Below are 18,797 nucleotides of genomic sequence, written 5' to 3' on the forward strand. Positions count from 1 at the left end.
ATGAACTTCAAGCCCTGGAAGCTTTCGTTCCTCGCTGCTTTGTCGGTTTCCGGCTCTGCCGCTTTCGCTCAGAGTGCGCAGACCGCCCAAAAGTCACTCGAACTGGAGCGCTATAGTGAAGCCCGTGCGGCGCTGACCCGTCAAGGCCAATCGCCTGAAGCAATGTATGAGTTGGGTCGCCTGTACCAAATGCGGGAAATGCCCGATTCAGCTGCTTTTTACTTCAGCAAAATCACCCCTAATGCCGATTCTCCGATGTCGTTGGTAGCCGCTGGTCGTGCTGCGCTGGCAAAAGGGAATGAGGCAGAAGCGGCAAGTCAGTTTGATAAAGCTGTGAAAGCCACCAAGAAAAAGGAGGCATTCAATACGCTGAAAATGATTGCCCAAGCTTATGCCGAATCTGACGTTAAGGATACGGCCAAGGCCATAGCCTATGTAAATGCTGCTCAGGCTGCCAACAAAGGCAAGGACGATTTGGGGCTTATGATTGCCCGTGGCGACATTTATCAGAAGTCTGAGAATGGCGGCGGTGAGGCAATGGGTAGCTACGACCGTGCATTGATCGTAGATCCGAACTCGGTGATGGCTAACTACCGCAAGGGCCAGCTGTATGTGCGCTCACGCAACTTCAACGAAGCCCGTACTTCTTTTGAGAAGGCAATCAGCCTCGATGCGAACTTCGCTCCTGCTTACCGCGACCTAGCTGAAATGTATTACTTCGCTAAGCAATATGACTTAGCGCTTTCTACCTTCCAGAAGTACATGTCGATAGCGGAGAAGACACCTAGCACGAACGCTAAGTACGCTTCTTTCCTGTACCTGACTGGCAAATACCCAGAGGCCCTGACCGAGATACAAAACGTATTGAAGACGGACCCGAACAACCTGACAATGAATCGTTTGCTGGCTTATTCTCTTTATGAGAACAAGCAGAACGACCTAGCCTTGCCAGCGATGGAGAAGTACATGAAGATGGCTCCTGCCAACAAGATTATCCCCGAGGATAACGTGTACTATGGCAAAATGCTGATGGGTGCTGGCCGTACGGATGAAGGCGTTGCCATTATCGAGAAGGCTATCCAAGCCAACCCAGATAAAGCTGGTGACCTTCAGAATGACTTAGCGCAGGCTTATATCGCGAAGAAGGACTACGCGAAGGCTATCGCTACGTATCAGGCTAAAATTGCCGCTCAAGGTGATAAGCCTGAGCTAGCTGACCAGATCTATCTGGCTCGTGCTTATGAGCAGAACAAGCAGTTCGCTGAGGCTGACAAGCTGTATAGCGCTGTAGCTACGGCTCGCCCGACCTACGTGCCTGTCTATCTGATGCGTGCTCGCGCTAACTTTGGTCTGGATCCAGATTCCAAGCAAGGTACTGCCAAGCCTCACTATGAGAAGTTTATTGAGGTAGCCAAAGCAAACGACCCGACCAAATACAAGGAAGGCTTGGTTGAGGCTAACAAGTACCTGGGCTACTACTATTATCAGAAAGGTGAGAAGGCCACTTCACTGCCCTACTGGAAGGAAGTAATCGCTCTTGATCCTAATGACACGCAGGCTAGCACCGCTATCAGCGAAATCACGAAGCGTAAGAAGTAACTCGTTTCAACGATCAACAAAAAAGCCCCCCAGCATATGCTGGGGGCTTTTTTGTTGATCGTTGAAGTGCAGCAGCTTGATTAGACCTGCTCATCGGCAGCAAACTTTTCCCACTTATCCAGCACCGCAGCAAAATCGGCCGGCAACTCCGACTCGAAGTGTAGGTGCTGACCCGTATCTGGGTGCTCGAAGCCCAAAGATTTGGCGTGTAGGGCTTGGCGGGGCATTAGGGCAAAGGCTTTCTCAACAAAGGCTTTATAAGCGCCCGTACGCTGTCCATACAGTATTTTATCGCCGCCGTAAGTGGCATCCGAGAACAGCGGATGACCAATGTGCTTCATGTGCACCCGAATCTGGTGCGTTCGACCGGTTTCGAGATTGCATTGCAATAGGGCTACGTGCCGAAAGGTTTTGAGCACCTTATAATGCGTAACAGCAGGCTTTCCCTGTTCACCATCCGGAAATACGGCCTGTACCTTGCGGTCTTTTACGCTGCGGCCTACATGGCCCCTTATCGTACCTTCCATCTCCTTCGGAACACCCCACACCAGCGCCAGGTATGTGCGTTCAATGGTATGATGAAAGAACTGCTGCGAGAGGTGCGTCATTGCCCACTCCGATTTGCCTATTACCAGCAAACCCGATGTGTCTTTGTCAATGCGATGCACAAGGCCCGGACGTATCTCGCCGTTGCGGCCTGTAGGCAGGTTTTGCAGGTGGTGCGCCAGTCCGTTTACTAATGTGCCCTGCCAGTTACCGAAAGCCGGATGCACTACCAACCCGGCGGGCTTATTTACAATTAGCAGCGCCGAGTCCTCGTAAGGAATATCCAGTTCCATCGGTTCGGGCACCACCTTGAACTCGCGCGGAGGCTCCGGCAGCGTGATAGTAATAACATCGTGCGGCTTGATCCGATAGCTGGCCTTTACGACCTTTTCGTTCACTTGCACCGCTTCAGCCAGAATAGCATTCTGAATCTTGGTGCGGGAGGTATGCGAAAGCCGATTCAGCAAGAACTTGTCTATGCGCAGCATTTCCTGTCCCCGATCTACCTGAATGCGGTGGTGTTCATAGAGTTCATCGCCGCCTTCGCTGAGTTCTTCGTCAGTTAAATCATCGGGGGCAAATTTTCAGTAAGCATAAGCTGATAGAATACTGGTGATTGCAAGCTTCAAAAAACAAGAAAGCCGGAACAACATGTTGTTCCGGCTTTCAAGATGAAAAGATGTTGAAGCCTTACTTCTTCTTGCCTTTTTTGGCTGGGGTAGTAGCCGGAGCAGCAGGCGTTGCCTTTGCAGGAGCCGGAGCAGCTTGTGCCGAGGCTTGGTTTGCACCAGGCGTTACGCCCATCTTCTTCAGGATCATGTCGGAAATGTCACCTTCTTTCGGACCGTGCAACAGCACTGGGCTAGCACCATCCGAATTCAGTACATATGTGTAGCCGTTTTCAGTAGCTACCGCGTCAATCGTCTTTTGCAGCTTATCCAAAGCTGGCTTCAGCAACGTTTGCTGCTTCTGCTGGAGTGAGTTGTCGGCGCTGCGCTGAAACTCCTGAATAGAGCCCTGCAGGCCAGTCAATTCCTTCTCCTTGTCAGCGCGTACCACATCAGTCATAGCACTGGCACCTTTCTGATAAGCCTCAGCCTTCGTCTGATAATCAGCAATCTTGCTCTTTAGCTGAGCTTCCAACTGCGAGCTGTATGCTTTCAGATCTGACTCGATCTGCTTGCTTTCAGGCATCTGGCTGAGCACATAGTCCACGCTAGTGTATCCGATCTTTAGCGAAGCCTGCTGCGCTAGGGTAGCCGTAGAAGTAGTGAAAATGAGGGCGGCCGCGGCCAAAGCAAAGCGGATTTTGTTCATGGTGGTCATTAAAAGGGAAGTTGCAAGTTAGAAAGTCAAAGTTAATTTTTTCGTTTTACCGGCTGAGCCGGTTGCCGGGTGCGGGGAGCCGGACGAGTAGTTGCCGGCACGTCGGTAGCTTCAGCATCTACTCCATCGGTGGGCGTAGCAGGTGTTTCTACCGTCTGGATTGAACCCTTAGTACCAGGTTGGTTTTTCTCTTCAGATGCCAAACCCAACTCCTCCAACACGAATTCAGTGTAGTCATGCACTGGATTTGTGTAAAGCATGGTTAAATCACCAGCCTTATCAAATACAATCGCCAACTGTTTTTTCTTAGCCACCCGTTCAATAGCTTCAAATACTTGGTCCTGAACAGGTTTGGTTAATTCTTGACGCTTTTTAAACAGCTGCCCTTCAAAACCAAAAATCTTATTTTGATAAGCTTTAATATCCTGTTCCTTTTTCAGAATTTCATCTTGCCGCTTCTTTTTTGCGGCTTCTGTTAGTAACACCTCTTCCGCCTGATAAGTGCGATATAGCTTATCAAGATCCTTCTTTTGATTCTCGATATCCTTCTGCCAGTTGCCAGACAGCGTATTCAACTCCTGCTGGGCAGCAGCATAGGCCGGCAATTTTCCCATCACGAATTCAGAATCTACATACCCGAATTTTTGCGCCTGAGCTGTAGAAGCCGTTAGCAGTACTGCTAGTGAAAGAACAAAAGAACAAAGTAGCTTTTTCATGGCGACGACTTTAGGAACCTAGCTAACTGGCTAATGAATTAGCGAATCTGCTGACCAATTATAAAGTGGAAAATACCTTCCTTTTTAGTCTGGCCAGGCACCGTATCAAGTGGCAGACCGTAGTCGAAACCGAGCAAACCGAATGCCGACATGAATATGCGGGCACCAACACCTACCGAACGATACAGCTTATAAGGATTGTAGTTGGTGTACTGGTCAAAAGAATTACCTGCTTCCGCAAAGCTCAAGACATATACAGTAGCCGCCGGATTAAGCGACACTGGATAACGCAGTTCCATTACGTATTTATTGTAAGCCACGCCCCCACTGGATGACTGCCGAGCCGTGGGAATTGCGGTGGCATCGCCGGGGTCACCATAGCCCCGCAAACCAATAAACTCGGTACCAACTAAGAAGTTGGCTGCTCCGCCGAAGCCCAATCCGGCACCACCCATCTTGAAACGCTCGAAAGGTCCTATCTGTCGGTCGGAGTAGGAGCCAATATAGCCGAAGTGCGCTCGTGAGTTTAATACCAGCTTGCCTACAATAGGCGTAAACCACGAAGCATCAAACATCCACTTATGAAACTCAACCCATTCATTCACGGAAGGGTGTGCTCCTTTGAACACCGAATAAGGAGGAGTCAGGTTGAGACTTAGTGACAGCGACGAACCGCGACGAGTGTACGTTGGATTGTCGATGCTATTGCGTGATAGGGTGGTATTCAGCGTGATATTGTTGGCATTACCCGTACCGTTCTGGAAAAACTCAGTGCCAAAAGCAGAGTAATTATTCAGCTTATATTGGCTAATGGAGAGCGAGTTAGTCAGCGTGAAGTAATCATCAGGAAAGCGTAACTGCCGTCCTAAGCCGATGGATGCACTATTTACTTTTATAAATCGATCTGAACTGGCATCTAACGCTTGACCCAGACGCTGAATGCTTTTATTCAAGCTAAAGGTGAGCGAATTACGCTTTCGGCCACCCAGCCAAGGCTCCGTGAAGGAAAAGGAATAAGCTTGGTACTGTAATCCATTGGCCTGAATATTCAGCGCTAGTCGCTGTCCATCACCGGCTGGCACAGGCTTCCAGTTGCTGAAATCCCCTGCTTTACGAAGCGAAAAATTGTTGAAAACCAAGCCTACTGTACCAATGAAGCCGGCAAAGCCACCCCAACCGCCCGAAAGCGTAATTTGGTCGGAAGGCTTCTCAACTACTGTGTAGTTAATATCTACGGTGCCTTCAGCAGGATTAGGGACAGGATTAATGCCGACTTTTTCTGGGTCAAAATAGCCAAGTGTAGAAATCTCCCGCTGTGAACGAATCAATAACTCCCGATTGAATTTATCACCCGGCAGCGTACGCAGTTCACGGCGCAATACATGGTCGCTGGTTTTGGTGTTACCAGCAATGTTCACTTCTTTAATACGAGCCTGAACACCTTCACTTATGCGCATCTCTAAGTCAATAGAGTCGCCTTCAATCTTGGTTTCAACCGCATCAATATTGAAAAACAGGTAACCGTCATTCATGTAGAGCGACTGCACATCCTGCCCAGTAGGGTTATAGCTGATGCGCTTCTCAAGCTCTTCCTTATTGTAAATGCTTCCCTTCTTGATACCTAGAACAGAGGCTAGCGTCTTATCATCGTACAGATAGTTACCGTTCCAAGTGATATTGCGGAAGTAATACTTTGGTCCTTCATCCACAGTAATCCGCAAGGCCAGACCGTCCTCCTGCCGAATTAAAGTATCCGAAACGATAACAGCGTCCCGGTAGCCTTCAGCATTATAGAATTCCAACAGTTTCAGCTTATCCTCTTCATATTCAGCGCGCTGGAATTTACCAGCCGTCAGCAGCTTATATGACTTCTTAGCCTTCGTTTTCTTTAGCTTCTTTTGGAGCTTGCCATCAGAAAACGCCTCGTTACCTTCGAAAGCAATGTCACGAATGCGGATTTTATCGCCTTTATCTACTTTAATTTTCAGTACTACACTATTCGACAAGCTCGAATCAGGTACCTGCGTGATGTTCACTTTGGCATCCAGAAAACCCTTATTCGTGTAGAATTTGCGGACCTGAGTGCGAGTGTTATTTAATAATGCGTCCGTAACCACCTTGCCCCGGATGAGCTTGATCTTGTCGCGTAGCTCATCACCCTGGCTCTTGCTGATGCCTACAAAATCGAACTTAGAAAGTCGAGGACGCTCACTCAGGAAAAAGTCGAGGAAAATACGCTGTCCGTCTATGCGGGTAATAGACACGCTCACATCACCGAGAATGCCCTGCTCCCATAAGCGGCGAATGGCTTTACCAATCTCCTCTCCTGGAATAGTTACCGGGTCGCCTACCCGTAATCCTGTTATTCCAATCAGCGTATTTGCATCCAGATAGCGCGCTCCACTAATAGTAATGCCCCCAGCTCGTAACGCTGAGGCTCGGCAGGTGCTGATGCAGGTGCAGGCGTTTGGGCACGCAATTGTCCAACGCCAACTAATCCGAGCGACAATGTGAGGGCTAACACTAACAGCCTGATAAATTTATTGAGAGAAGCAATCATTCTAAAAACTTACGAAACGGTTAGTTGCTCACTGGTTTTGCCAAAACGGCGCTCGCGCCGTTGATAGGACTGAATGGCATCATAAAAATGTTCACGCCGAAAGTCAGGCCATAACAAATCAGTGATATAAAGTTCAGTATAAGCCAGTTGCCAAAGCAAAAAGTTACTGATACGCTGCTCTCCGCTAGTCCGAATAAGCAATTCGGGGTCAGGAATGCCCCCCGTAGCAAGGTATTGGGCTATGGTGGCCTCATTTACAGCGGCAGGCTCCAATCGGCCAGCGGCTACCTCTTCGCTAATGCGGCGCATGGCCTGCGTTAGGTCCCAGCGCCCGCTATAGCTTAAAGCCAGTACAAGCGTCATACGGGTGCCAGCGCGGGTCAATTCCTTCGCTTCGGCTAGTTCACGCTGACAGGATGCTGGCAAACTATCAATCTGCCCAATAGACTCGAGCCGAATACCATTTTTAAGTAAAGTCGGTGTTTCTTGGCGAATGGTATGTACCAGCAACTGCATAAGAGCCGTCACCTCATAGGCTGGCCGAGCCCAGTTCTCAGTTGAAAAGGCGTAAAGCGTTAGGTACGCGATGCCCAGTTCGGCGGCAGCCTCCACGGTATCCCGCACAGCTGTAATGGCGCTCTGGTGACCAAAAATGCGTAGGCCACCTTTTTGCTTAGCCCAGCGGCCATTACCATCCATGATAACGGCTACGTGGGCGGGTAAATTCTGAGAGTCAATTTCGGACCGAGAGGCCATTGCTATTTTTTGCGTAAAGAGGCTGCAAGTTACGCAAATGGTTGCATTTGCCTTCCGTCGGTATGAGCGCTACTCCTCTGCGCTTTAGTCGGGGCAATAAATTTTATAGAAAGTATATGATATGCTTACACCATTATAGAAATACCAGTCTTTGGTATTTCTATTCGCTATGAATGCGTTTTCGTTGCTTAGATGATCTAACTTATCCGTAAAGGTTTTGCGGGCTCCAGCTTCCAGCCCCAGGTTCCACCTAGGTGATAAGGCATATTTTATTCCCGCACCGACTGGAATAGCAACGCCTAACATACCTCCGCTGGTGTTAGGAATATTAAAGTTTTGTCCCTCAAAAGTGGTTTTTGTGTTGGCATAAAATCCTGCAACTCCAATAAACACATAGGGCGTGAAGTGAATCTTATCCTTGCGGTTATGATAATTGAAAAAGTTGTATTCCAGTACGCCCGACACCTCAGCCAAGCCGCCCTTCATTGTAGCCTGACGATAACTATTTAACGGTGCCGTCGCGTCATTTACGCCTTGTACATTTTCGTCGTTCGCTTGGATCATGCCGCCCGTAAAAGCCCCCCGGAGCGTAATTGGCACTGAGATATCCTTTCGATAAAAAATAGTCAGCGCTGGTCTGTTATTCTCGAATTGATAATTGGGTGAGAGTTCACCTTTATAATTTAGCCCCCAATACCAATACCTAACTCGCTGGTATTTTGAGCGTTAGCGGAAGCAATAAAAAAAACACTCCCTACTTGCACAAAGCAAGTAAGGAGTGTTATGCGGAGAATCAAATGCAGCATCAGACTGACTCTTGAGTGGAATAGACAGCCAGATATGATCGGCTATCGGAATTTAGGGCTCTTCACGCGTGGCTGAAGAATGTAGTTGAGCGTGATACCCGTAACGATGTACCAATCATCTTCATTGCTCTTGCCACGCATAATTCCCGGATCATTGAAGCCAGCAAATTCACCATCGGTACGCAGAGTGATATCACGACCGAAGTACTCGGCGGCAGGGCTACGCAGATCAGCGTCGGCAGCAAAGTTACCGCTTACATCATCGAGGTAGTCGGTGAACGTCTTGCGCCAGCCTATTTCCAAGCCGATATCAAAGTCCTTATTGATTTTGTAACGAACACCACCGCCAAATGGAATAGAGATCTGGGTTTTGCTGTAGCCTTCTGTCTGGCCTTCTGTATTCAGGGGCTGAAGCTCTACATAATCACCAGGCGTCAAAGTCGTTGCATTATCCTTTACCAAACCCTTGGGATTATGATAGAAAGCAGCAACACCAGCAAACACATAAGGCACAAAATCAGGGCGCTTAACGTAGGTATTACGGTTTTCAATCAAATCGAAAACTCCGATAGCTGACAATTCAACTATGTCGTTGCGGAAAGCGAAGTTACGGTTGTAACGATACTTAGCATCCGAATCGTTTTGGTTAGCAGCTTTCGTGTCATCGCCGGTGATACGGCCATAAGATAAACCAGCACGACCAGATATGCGGGGGGCAAAACGGCGTGTGAAAGTCAGGCCTATGTTAGGCCGGGTAGCAGCAAAACGGAAGCTGGGAACACTGGCTTTCGGTACTATATCACCGAAATAGTTCATAGCGTTCAGGCTTACTCCTACGGAATTATACTGTTTCCGTCTGTTAAACTGCTGGGCGCTTGCCTCATTGGCTACCAGTGCAAGCACGAGCAACACAGCTAAGGTGTGGGTAAAGAAATGCTTCATAATCAAACCAGGGTTAGTAATATCAGATTTTGAGAAAGCGAGGTAGCCAATAGGCACAGGTAGCAGTCAGCGACAAAAGTAGGGTTTGTAAGGAACTTTAAAAACAAATATTACAAATAGCCTTTCACTTATACGGGGGCTCCGGCGGGGTTACGCCGATCTAGGCCCCAATTTAACTTACTACGCAGGGTGGTCAGAAAATTAACGTGGTTCAATTTGACCAGTCGTGCCCCAAAGTTTTCACGTCTTACAGCAATCTGCACATTAGCTTCTACCGGAACTGAGCGCGAGTCGAGCGACAGCAAGAAATTATTGCTTCTACCTTCTATTTCAAAGGAAATAACGCTACGATCCGACACGATAAGAGGACGCACATTAAGATTGTGTGGGCATACGGGCGCGATAATAAAGTTGTTGGTTTGTGGCAACATAACAGGTCCTCCACAGCTCAAAGAATAGCCTGTAGAGCCAGTAGGGGTAGCTACAATCAGGCCATCTGCCCAATAAGAATTCAAATATTCGCCGTCGATATAAGTATGCACCACAATCATTGACGACGTGTCACGCTTGAGAATGGAGAATTCGTTGAGACCAAAGTTGATCTTTCCAAAAACATCCGGATCGGTTTCTACGCGGATCAAACTTCGTTCCTCAATTACGAAATGTCCTTTATATAAGGCATCAATAGCCTGAGCTATACGCTCTGGCGTGATGGTAGCCAAAAAACCAAGCCGACCGGTGTTAATACCTAAAATTGGGATTTGCAGGCTTCCAACGTAGGTAACAGTGTCGAGGAGAGTGCCATCGCCACCAATGCTAAGAACGAATTGTACGCCTCGCAAAGAATCACCGCGCTGAAAAATCGTAATTTTTTCAGGCAAGCGAAGTCGAGATGAGAGGGACGAGTGAAATGACTCCGCAATGAGAATTTCGGTTTGCCGGGATACCAAATCATCTAGCAAAGCCTGAACAAAAGGCAAGGTAGAGTCGTCGAGAGGCTTACCAATTATGGCGATTTTCATAACAAAATAGTAACCTGCGGTAAACCGCCGGGGTAGAGTTTAGATAGGAAAATCGGTGCGGAAGAAGAACCCGCCTTCTCCTCGACCATTGCGGGTGTACTCCACCGTTAGCACCCGATCGTAGTAGGTGACGAAATGCAGCCCGACCCCGGCGGCCCCCAATAGTTGGTTGGGCAATCTGTTTTCTGGGAAAGTAGTACGGGCTAGCACATACCCGGCGTCGGTAAAGGTATTCAAATAAATAACCAAGGGTAAGCTGTTTATCTTGGAATTAGTTATGCCTTGCAGCTTGATTTTACCAGCATCGAACAGTCGGTAAGACACACTTTGCCGTGCTAATCCATAATGACGACCGTCTATAACATAGGCATCATAACCCCGCACATGCGCCTCGTAGCCAAGAGCTCGGTTATCGGCGTAGCTTATCCGCTGGGCAAGCCGCAGTTGGCCCTGCAAATTGAAATTGTAGTAAAAATTGCCCCCCAGCGCGAAATATTGAGAATACCGGCCTACGAGGGTGGTAAAATCGGCGTTGCCCGATGTTAGGAAGATGCGATGTGACAAGGCTACTTGAGCAAATCGGCCGGTAAGGGGATAGGCAAATGTATTCCGTTGATTCAGGGTGCTGGTGAGTTTAAGCTCCAGATACTCCCGCCGCGACCCATTCAGAAAATATACAGGATTGAGTTCGACAACCGAATCGGAAACCTGCTCTTTATAATAAGCCACATCGAAAGCAGAAAAACGCTGCACCGATTGGCGCCAGCGCAGCCCCAATGAGCCGTACTGGCGCATAAGCGGTAAGCCATCTTCGGGGCGAAACGTGACGAGTCGGTCGCGAACGGTGGCATAGTCGAGAGCACGGCTGCGGGCGTATGAGATGCCCGCTCCAAAACCGATGCGCCGACGCGGACCATAGCCAGGCGCTTCGTAAAACAACTCGTAGCGACGGTTGAAGCCTAACTGCACATTAGCGCGCACTTCCTCATTACGACCCCGGAAGTTCTTGCGCACAATGTATAGCCCATAGTTAACCCGGCGCCATCGGTCGGGGCGGTCAAGCCATGCGTTAAAATTGCGCTCAGCAAACGAAAGCGTTGGAATAGGAAAGGTGTACCATCGCTCTTGCACCGCAAACAGCACAGTAATTTCGCCGTCGCGACAAACTGTTTGCTGAATAACGCTGTGGAACAGCCGCAGGTTGAATAGTCGCAAGCGGTTACTTTCCAGCCGAGCAGCCAACGTAGCAGCATCAAGGGTATCTCCTTCTTGTAAATCCAGCTCAGCGCGCAGTACTACTTCCTTGGTGACCTCATTGCCCGCAAACAAGATAGTACCCACGCGCACCACGGCATACTGCGGACACTGCGCCTGCATCAAGCTATCAGCTGGAGCGAGTTTTAGAGAATCCGGAACCGGCCTGGGGGGCAAAATGCTGCTGCCCAGCAGTAAGGAAAGCAAACAGGCGAGCAGGCTCAAGTAAGTAGCATTAAGAATGGAGAATCGGGCGAAACGCAATTCTTGTTCCGCAACGCCAAGAATAGCTTAGAGCTTACAGCAGTGTACCGCTGAGCTATTATTCTTTGCGAATACAACTCTCTTACCCGAAAGAGGTTAGGCTTACAAACTCAAATACTTCAGCAGAGCATCGAAGCGGTCCTGCTCGCCTTCGCCTACATCGGTAGCGCCGCTAAACTGCGCGGTGATGACGTACCCAAACCGCTCCAGCGTAGCCACGATGCGGGTGAGCGAAGGCGTATTGAGCTTCAGCGTCAGCCGAATTTTATATGGGTCGCTTTCATCCTGCGCAACGTGGGCGCTCAGAATTTTGGCGTTGTTTTCCTCTACGTACCGGCTGATTTGGGTAAGGGAATAATCGCGCTCATCCATAGAAAGCACCAAAATGCCCCCCTGCCCTACGGCAATGGGCATTTGGCCAAGTGCGGCCAGCGTGTCACCTACCGTTACTACACCCATGTATTCGCGCTGCTCGTCGAGGACGGGTACTAGCTGAATTTTATTCTGGATAGCTATTTCCATGATGCTATAGAAATGTTGATCGTGCTGCACGTGCACATCGGCGTAGCCCAGCGTCAGTTGGCTGAGCAATTCCTCCGTCTGGTCGTAGTCCAGCAGATCAGATTCGGTAATAAGACCGCGGTACTGGCGGTTATCGACGACGGGCAGCTGCCCCACGTGAAACTCCTCCAGCCATTTGGCAGCCTTCCCGGTCGAGTCCGTCACCTGTAGCGCCGGAATCATGTGGTTGAGCAATTCTTCGGCAAGCATAGAATGCATGTGTAGGCTGAGAAACGGAAGTAAACGTGGATAAGCTACAAACCAAAAGGCAAACAAGCGCCAAGGAGCAAACTTTGTTTAGGTTTGTTAGCTCCGAGTTGCAAACAGAAATGCGATTTGCCTTCTATGATACGGAACTAACGACTGACTGACGCTTAGTGCTATGCAGAAACTGGCGGAGCCGGGCATTAAAAGCCGCAGGGCGCTCCATCATAGGCGCGTGACAACAGTGATCCAGAAAATGAAGCTCGGAGTTGGTGATGAGGCGGTGAAACTCGTGCGCTACTATCGGGGGGGTAATGGTGTCGTTCAGCCCCCAGACTAAAAGCGTGGGTACCTGAATACGGCCTAGGTCTTTCGCTAAATTATGGCGCTGAGCTGAGCGAGCTATGTTGATGATCCGCAGAACCTTGATGTTCGAGTTCGTAACGTTAAACACTTCATCAACTAAATCTTTGGTAGCTAATGTAGGGTCGTAAAATGTGTAGGCTACCCGCTGCTGCACGAAGCCGTAGTTGCCTCGCTTCGGAAAGGAGCTACCCATCGAGTCTTCAAACAAACCACTGCTGCCCGTGAGCACTAGGCGCTCTACCTGCTGCGGGTTGTGCAGCGTATAAACCAGTGCCACGTGCCCGCCCAATGAGTTGCCAAGCAAGGTAAATGGCTGGTGCAAACCCATTTCGGCAACGAATTCCTCTACGTACCCTACCAAGCCAGGCACGCCGGCTTTGGTGAGAGGCATCTCATAAATCGGCAGCATCGGAATGATAACGCGGTAGTCGCGCGCGAAATCACTTATGACGTCCTGCCAGTTGCTCAGGGCGCCAAACAAGCCGTGCAGGAGCAGCAGCACCTCGCCGGTGCCTTCCTCCACATACTGAAATTCTTTCTTTTCCTTAATCTGCAATTCCATCATCTCGGCTTCTCAGCGGGCAGACGCGGGCACGGCGGTTACCGACCGAGCGTCCTTTGCAATGATACAACACTTGACCCAATTGCCGAGCAACGCCAAGCCGTGGCTTGTCAGCAGCGCTTCGGGATGAAACTGTACGCCGTAGAGCGGCAATGAGTGGTGACGCAAGGCCATTATTTCCTGAAATTCATCTGTAGTGTAGGCCAGCGGCACCAGCACTTCGGGCAAGTGGCTGATTACTAACGAGTGATAGCGCGTAACCAGCAGCCTGGGGGGCAAATTTTCGAATAATGGCTCCTGGGGGGCAATTTCGATTTCTGAAACTTTGCCATGCATGGGCCGCACGGCACGCTGGAGCTTTGCCCCAAAAAAATCGCCCAGCGCCTGATGTCCTAAGCACACGCCCAGCATCGGTACCCGCTGATGATACGCTTGTATGACGTCGGGCATTACTCCTGCTCTGGCCGGTGTGCCGGGCCCCGGCGACAATACGATTCCATCAAAGTCGAGTTCCTGGATGACCGTCAGGGGAACATCATTGCGCACAACCTGCACCTGTACCTCCAACTGCTGAAAGTAGTCCAGCAGGTTGTAACTAAAGGAATCGAAGTTGTCGAGCAGAAGAAGCCGCACAGGTTGATGAGCTGGTTGAATAACTAAGAAACGGAGCTGTTCAGGAATTGAAAGGTTGCAAGACTAAAGCCTCAGCTGTTCACCTTATAAACGATCAACAACTCAGCCCCAGTAATAGCTCAGGTATTCAACGCTAAAATACCCCCCGCAAACGGGTTAGAAGCGTACTGGCGAATGGCATTACGAAACCTACTACTTCTAAGGCTACCGGAGTAGCCTGACGCACAACGGGCAGCACCTGCGAGTCGCCGGTCAGGGCGGGCGTGAGCAGATTTACACCCGCCAGGCCCAAGCCGTGCAGGAGCAGACTTAAGCCCAGTATCCACTTTAAGGCCCCAGCCGCGCCGCCCAGCAGGTTGTCGAGCAGCCCCAGCGGCGTCAGATGCACGGCGCTCTTCACGAAGCTGCCTAACAGATGAACTCCCCAGGCAATGAGCACGCACACCAGCAGGAATGACACGATGGGGAGCAGTCCGAAGGCCTCGCCTACATAATGCCGAACCAGCGGAATAGCATCATTGAGCAAGCTGAGCCCGCCCACCACGCCCAGCACAAAGGCCAGCAACGACGCTACTTCCAACACCAAGCCCCGCCGAAACCCCTTCACCGCGCCCACGCCCACTACCAAAAGCAGAAAGAGGTCGAAACCAGACATTTTGGAGGGGGCTAAAAAATCAGCAGTTGGGAGCTCGAAATAGGTTCAGGCAACTTCTAGCTCCCAACTCCTTAAAAATTACACGTTTGTATTATTCAGCAAGTGGCCCACAACCTGCGAAATCATGCGTCCGTCTGCTTGGCCACCTAACTCGCGAGCTGCTACCCCCATTACTTTGCCTAGGTCGGAAGGGCCGGTAGCGCCTACTCGCTGAATAATTTCGACCAGGCGCTCAACCAAATCAGCCTCGGAGAGTTGCTGAGGCAGGTATTCTTCGATGATAGCCAGCTCGGCCAGCTCAATTTCTTCGAGGTCAGAGCGAAACTGCTTCTGATACATTTCGGCGGCTTCGCGGCGCTGCTTGGCCTGCTTGGTGAGCAGCTTGATTTCGGCTTCGGGCGTGAGGGCTGCGCCGTGGGCGCCTTCGGCGGTTTCGGCCAGCAAAATCTGCGATTTGATGCTGCGCAGCGCAGTGAGGCGTACTTTATCTTTGGCAAGCATTGCTTGCTTGATAGCAGCGTCGATGGTTTCTTTCAGGGCCATAATAGAGGAATTGTAAAGTAAAAAAAGCCGCCTGTGACGAACGGGCGGCGAGCCAACGAACCAAAAAAGCTCCCGTAAAATCGGCGTACTTTCGCGGTGCGCTGGCTTCAGATCAAAGCCAATTTTCGCTTTCTAAAGAGATGACAAAACTAAGCGTAAACATAAACAAAATCGCTACCCTGCGGAATGCCCGCGGCCACAACCGCCCCGATGTGCTGCAAGTGGCCCGCGACTGTGAGCGGTTCGGAGCCCAGGGTATTACGGTGCATCCGCGGCCCGATGAGCGCCACATCCGCTACCAGGACGTGCGCGATCTTAAGCGGATTGTGACCACGGAGCTGAACGTGGAAGGCAATCCGACACCCGATTTTATCAATCTGGTGCGGGAAGTGCGCCCCGAGCAGGTCACGCTCGTGCCCGATGCGCCCGATGCTATTACCTCCAATGCGGGCTGGGACACTATTGAGCATCAGATTTATCTGCTGGGCGTCGTGACGGAGCTGAAGGCGCTGGGGTGCCGGGTTTCGATTTTTCTCGACCCCAATCCAGCCATGGTGAAAGCGGCCGTAGGTACCGGCACCGACCGTATTGAGTTATATACAGAGGCGTACGCCCAACAATTTCATGCTGATCCGGCCGCTGCTATTGCTCCTTATCGTACCGCGGCTATTCTGGCGCAGGAACTCGGTATCGGCTTAAATGCCGGCCACGATCTGGACATGGACAACCTAGCTTACCTAAAGCAGAATTTACCTGGCCTGGCAGAAGTGAGCATCGGACACGCGCTCATCTGTGATGCGCTCTATTTCGGGTTGGAAAACACAATTCAGCTGTACCGCCGGCAATTGCTGTAGGAACGCATCGCGCCCGCTATGGCGTTAGGCCTTGCGCTTTCGGCTTACTTTATCAGGCAGCGTTTCTACCAAATTCTACTACATGCCTCGTCTTTCTCTCTCCGATTTTCTGCAAGGCCCGCCCGACGTGCCCATTCTGGATGTGCGGGCACCGATAGAATATTCCCACGGCCACATTCCGGGAGCTGTGAGTTTGCCGCTGTTTACGGACGAGGAACGGGCCCGCATTGGCACTGCTTACAAGCAGGTTAGTCAGGAGAAAGCCATCCATATCGGTCTGGATTTCTTTGGCCCGAAGATGAGCAAGATGGTGAAGCTAGCGCAGAAAATTGCCCCCCAGAAGGAGGTACGCCTGCATTGCTGGCGGGGCGGCATGCGCAGCGGAGCCGTGCTGTGGCTGCTGGAGCTGGCCGGCTTTAAAGTGCATCTGCTGGACAAAGGCTACAAAGATTACCGCCGCTGGGCACTTGCTCAATTTGCCCAGCCGCGTCCCTTATTCGTGCTTGGCGGCCTGACGGGCAGCGGCAAAACCGACGTGCTGCACGAGCTAGCCCGTCAGGGTGAGCCTATTGTTGATCTGGAAGGCTTAGCCAGCCACAAAGGCTCGTCGTTTGGCAGCATTGGCTTGGCGCCTCAGCCTACGGCGGAGCAATTTGAGAATGACTTGGCTCTTGAGTTGGCAAATTTGCCCCCCAATGCCGTGCCGTGGTTTGAAGACGAGAGCCTGTCTATCGGTCGCGTGACGATTCCGAAGCCACTTTTCGAGCAGATGCGCCTTGCTCCGCTCGTGGTGCTCGACATCCCGCGGGCGGTGCGCACCCGCAAGCTAGCGGCCGAGTACGGTCGCGAGGACCCCGCCGAGCTAGCCGACGCTATTGAGCGCATTAGCAAGCGCTTGGGCGGTTTGGCAACGAAGGAAGCTTTGGCGGCCATTGAAGCGGGCGACATGGAGAAAATGGTGGATATCGCCCTCGATTATTATGACAAAACCTACGGCCATGGGTTAAACACCAAAATCAATAGCACTATCGTGCGCGTTCCTTCCAACACCTGTGACCCGATAGTGAACGCGGAACTGGTGCGGGCCGCAGCCAAAACAGTAGTCGCACAGTCTCTTTTTGCTTCCCGGGGCGTGGCCTAATTCCAGGGCCCACATCAAGCTGCGAAGCGCCACGGTAACCTTCTCATTGAATTTATGATCTCCGAAGAAATCGACCAGATTCGCCTTACTCAGTATAGCCACGGGGCAGGCTGCGGGTGCAAAATTGCGCCTAAAGTGCTCGACCAAATCCTGCACACCAGCATTCCTCAGCCCCAAAACGATAAGCTGCTGGTGGGCAACAGCTCCCGCGACGACGCGGCCGTGTTTGATATCGGCGGCGGTCAGGCCATTATCAGCACCACCGACTTTTTCATGCCTATCGTAGATGACGCCTACGACTTTGGGCGCATTGCTTCGGCCAACGCCATCAGCGACGTGTATGCCATGGGTGGGCGGCCGGTGATGGCCATTGCCGTGCTGGGTTGGCCCATCGACAAATTGCCCCCCGAGGTGGCGCGCCGCGTTATTGAAGGCAGCCGCAGCATTTGCGCCGAGGCGGGCATTCCGCTGGCGGGCGGCCACAGCATCGACTCGCCGGAGCCTATTTTCGGTCTGGCCGTGACTGGTATGCTCGATATTGCCAACCTCAAGCGCAACGATACGGCTACGGCTGGCTGCGAGCTTTATCTCACCAAACCTTTGGGCGTGGGCATGATGACGACAGCACAAAAACGCGCCATTCTGCGGCCTGAGCACGAGCAAATTGCCCCCAGCAAATGATGCAGCTCAACAAAATCGGCTACGAGCTGGGGCAGCTTGCCGCCGTGCACGCCATGACCGACGTGACTGGTTTTGGTCTGCTTGGGCACTTAGCGGAGGTATGCGAGGGCAGCAACGTGACGGCAGAAATTGAATTCGAGAAAGTGCCTTTGCTGAAGGAAGCAGAAGAATATCGTCAGCAAAAAGCAGTGCCCGGCGGCACCGTACGCAACTGGGACAGCTACGGCCATAAAATTGGGCCGGTCACGGATGAGCAGCGGCAGTGGCTCTGCGACCCCCAAACGTCGGGCGGCTTGCTGGTCTGCGTAGCGCCGGAAGGACGCGAGGCGGTGGGGGGCATTTTTGCCCAGTACGGCCTTGACCTGCAACCCTTTGGCACGTTGCGGCCACATACGCCGGGTGAGCCCTGGATTCAGGTTCGGTAAGCGGTGAAGATATTCCAGATACTACGGCCCTTGCTGGAAATTGGGGTGGTCGTGTTTGCTATTGTCTTCGGACTGCGCTTTATCACCAGCTTTTTCTCCCAGAAAAGCAAGGTTTACCGGCCTACCTTTCTGCGGCAATTCTACCTGCTGTTCTGGCCGTTGCTGTGCTTGGGCGTGGGCTTGCCTAATCTGGGCTTTTACTTTTACACAACTCACCTGGCTCCCCACGAAGCGGTGTTGCTGCTGGCCCTGGCGGCCGTACTGCTGGGCTTTTCGATGCCTGCGCTGCTATTGCATGCGCAGTATTACGCCCGCAACCTGCACACAACGCTGGTTTTCGACCCGAAGGAAAACAAGCTGGAAGTGTACGAGGGCCGGGTG

Annotated in this window: 16 protein-coding genes and 2 pseudogenes; 4 read left to right on the plus strand and 14 right to left on the minus strand. The window is 51.4% G+C overall.

Annotated features, from left to right (window positions below; translation table 11 throughout):
- Positions 1-1,599 carry a tetratricopeptide repeat protein gene (locus tag H9L05_RS04975; protein ID WP_187733260.1) on the plus strand — a complete coding sequence of 533 codons (1,599 nt, stop codon included), beginning with the start codon at positions 1-3 and terminating at the stop codon, positions 1,597-1,599.
- 80 nt (positions 1,600-1,679) lie between these two features.
- Here H9L05_RS04975 and H9L05_RS04980 read toward each other — a convergent pair whose 3' ends face one another.
- The 14 genes and pseudogenes from H9L05_RS04980 to H9L05_RS05045 form a co-directional block, all read right to left on the minus strand.
- Positions 1,680-2,657, minus strand: a complete 978-nt coding sequence (locus tag H9L05_RS04980; RefSeq protein WP_223284903.1) for an RluA family pseudouridine synthase — start codon at positions 2,655-2,657, stop codon at positions 1,680-1,682.
- Between the two features lie 178 nt (positions 2,658-2,835).
- Positions 2,836-3,471, minus strand: coding sequence for an OmpH family outer membrane protein (locus tag H9L05_RS04985; RefSeq protein WP_187733262.1), 636 nt, complete (start codon positions 3,469-3,471; stop codon positions 2,836-2,838).
- A 32-nt stretch (positions 3,472-3,503) separates the two neighbouring features.
- Positions 3,504-4,187, minus strand: coding sequence for an OmpH family outer membrane protein (locus H9L05_RS04990; RefSeq protein ID WP_187733263.1), 684 nt, complete (start codon positions 4,185-4,187; stop codon positions 3,504-3,506).
- 38 nt (positions 4,188-4,225) lie between these two features.
- On the minus strand, positions 4,226-6,727 hold the full coding sequence (bamA, locus tag H9L05_RS04995) for an outer membrane protein assembly factor BamA (protein ID WP_187734188.1): 2,502 nt from the start codon (positions 6,725-6,727) through the stop codon (positions 4,226-4,228).
- 29 nt (positions 6,728-6,756) lie between these two features.
- Positions 6,757-7,503: an isoprenyl transferase gene (locus H9L05_RS05000; RefSeq protein WP_187733264.1), complete on the minus strand. Its 747-nt coding sequence runs from the start codon at positions 7,501-7,503 to the stop codon at positions 6,757-6,759.
- Between the two features lie 84 nt (positions 7,504-7,587).
- Positions 7,588-8,184 (minus strand): annotated as a pseudogene (porG, locus tag H9L05_RS05005) (type IX secretion system protein PorG); the annotation flags it as partial.
- 167 nt (positions 8,185-8,351) lie between these two features.
- Positions 8,352-9,251 (minus strand): DUF6089 family protein, encoded by a 900-nt coding sequence (locus tag H9L05_RS05010; RefSeq protein ID WP_187733265.1) that lies wholly within the window; start codon positions 9,249-9,251, stop codon positions 8,352-8,354.
- Positions 9,252-9,379: 128 nt separating this feature from the next.
- Entirely contained in the window at positions 9,380-10,273 is an 894-nt protein-coding gene (locus H9L05_RS05015; protein WP_187733266.1) for an NAD kinase, read from the minus strand.
- A 39-nt stretch (positions 10,274-10,312) separates the two neighbouring features.
- Complete coding sequence (locus tag H9L05_RS05020) at positions 10,313-11,752, minus strand: BamA/TamA family outer membrane protein (protein ID WP_187733267.1); 1,440 nt, start codon at positions 11,750-11,752, stop codon at positions 10,313-10,315.
- A gap of 141 nt (positions 11,753-11,893) precedes the next feature.
- Positions 11,894-12,571, minus strand: a complete 678-nt coding sequence (locus tag H9L05_RS05025; RefSeq protein WP_187733268.1) for a CBS domain-containing protein — start codon at positions 12,569-12,571, stop codon at positions 11,894-11,896.
- Positions 12,572-12,695: 124 nt separating this feature from the next.
- On the minus strand, positions 12,696-13,484 hold the full coding sequence (locus H9L05_RS05030) for an alpha/beta fold hydrolase (RefSeq protein WP_187734189.1): 789 nt from the start codon (positions 13,482-13,484) through the stop codon (positions 12,696-12,698).
- A gap of 12 nt (positions 13,485-13,496) precedes the next feature.
- Complete coding sequence (locus H9L05_RS05035; RefSeq protein ID WP_187733269.1) at positions 13,497-14,117, minus strand: anthranilate synthase component II; 621 nt, start codon at positions 14,115-14,117, stop codon at positions 13,497-13,499.
- A 133-nt stretch (positions 14,118-14,250) separates the two neighbouring features.
- Positions 14,251-14,772, minus strand: coding sequence for a CvpA family protein (locus H9L05_RS05040; RefSeq protein WP_187733270.1), 522 nt, complete (start codon positions 14,770-14,772; stop codon positions 14,251-14,253).
- Between the two features lie 78 nt (positions 14,773-14,850).
- On the minus strand, positions 14,851-15,315 hold the full coding sequence (locus H9L05_RS05045) for a GatB/YqeY domain-containing protein (protein ID WP_187733271.1): 465 nt from the start codon (positions 15,313-15,315) through the stop codon (positions 14,851-14,853).
- Between the two features lie 140 nt (positions 15,316-15,455).
- On the opposite strand from H9L05_RS05045, the gene H9L05_RS05050 reads away from it, so the two are divergent.
- The 3 genes and pseudogenes from H9L05_RS05050 (at position 15,456) to selD (ending at position 18,416) form a co-directional block, all read left to right on the plus strand.
- Positions 15,456-16,169: a pyridoxine 5'-phosphate synthase gene (locus tag H9L05_RS05050; protein ID WP_187733272.1), complete on the plus strand. Its 714-nt coding sequence runs from the start codon at positions 15,456-15,458 to the stop codon at positions 16,167-16,169.
- A gap of 82 nt (positions 16,170-16,251) precedes the next feature.
- Positions 16,252-17,310: a tRNA 2-selenouridine(34) synthase MnmH gene (gene mnmH, locus H9L05_RS05055; protein ID WP_187733273.1), complete on the plus strand. Its 1,059-nt coding sequence runs from the start codon at positions 16,252-16,254 to the stop codon at positions 17,308-17,310.
- 54 nt (positions 17,311-17,364) lie between these two features.
- Positions 17,365-18,416, plus strand: a pseudogene (selD, locus tag H9L05_RS05060) (selenide, water dikinase SelD).
- Positions 18,417-18,797 lie beyond the last annotated feature (381 nt).

The organism is Hymenobacter qilianensis, assembly GCF_014489555.1.
Taxonomy (GTDB): Bacteria; Bacteroidota; Bacteroidia; order Cytophagales; family Hymenobacteraceae; genus Hymenobacter; species Hymenobacter qilianensis.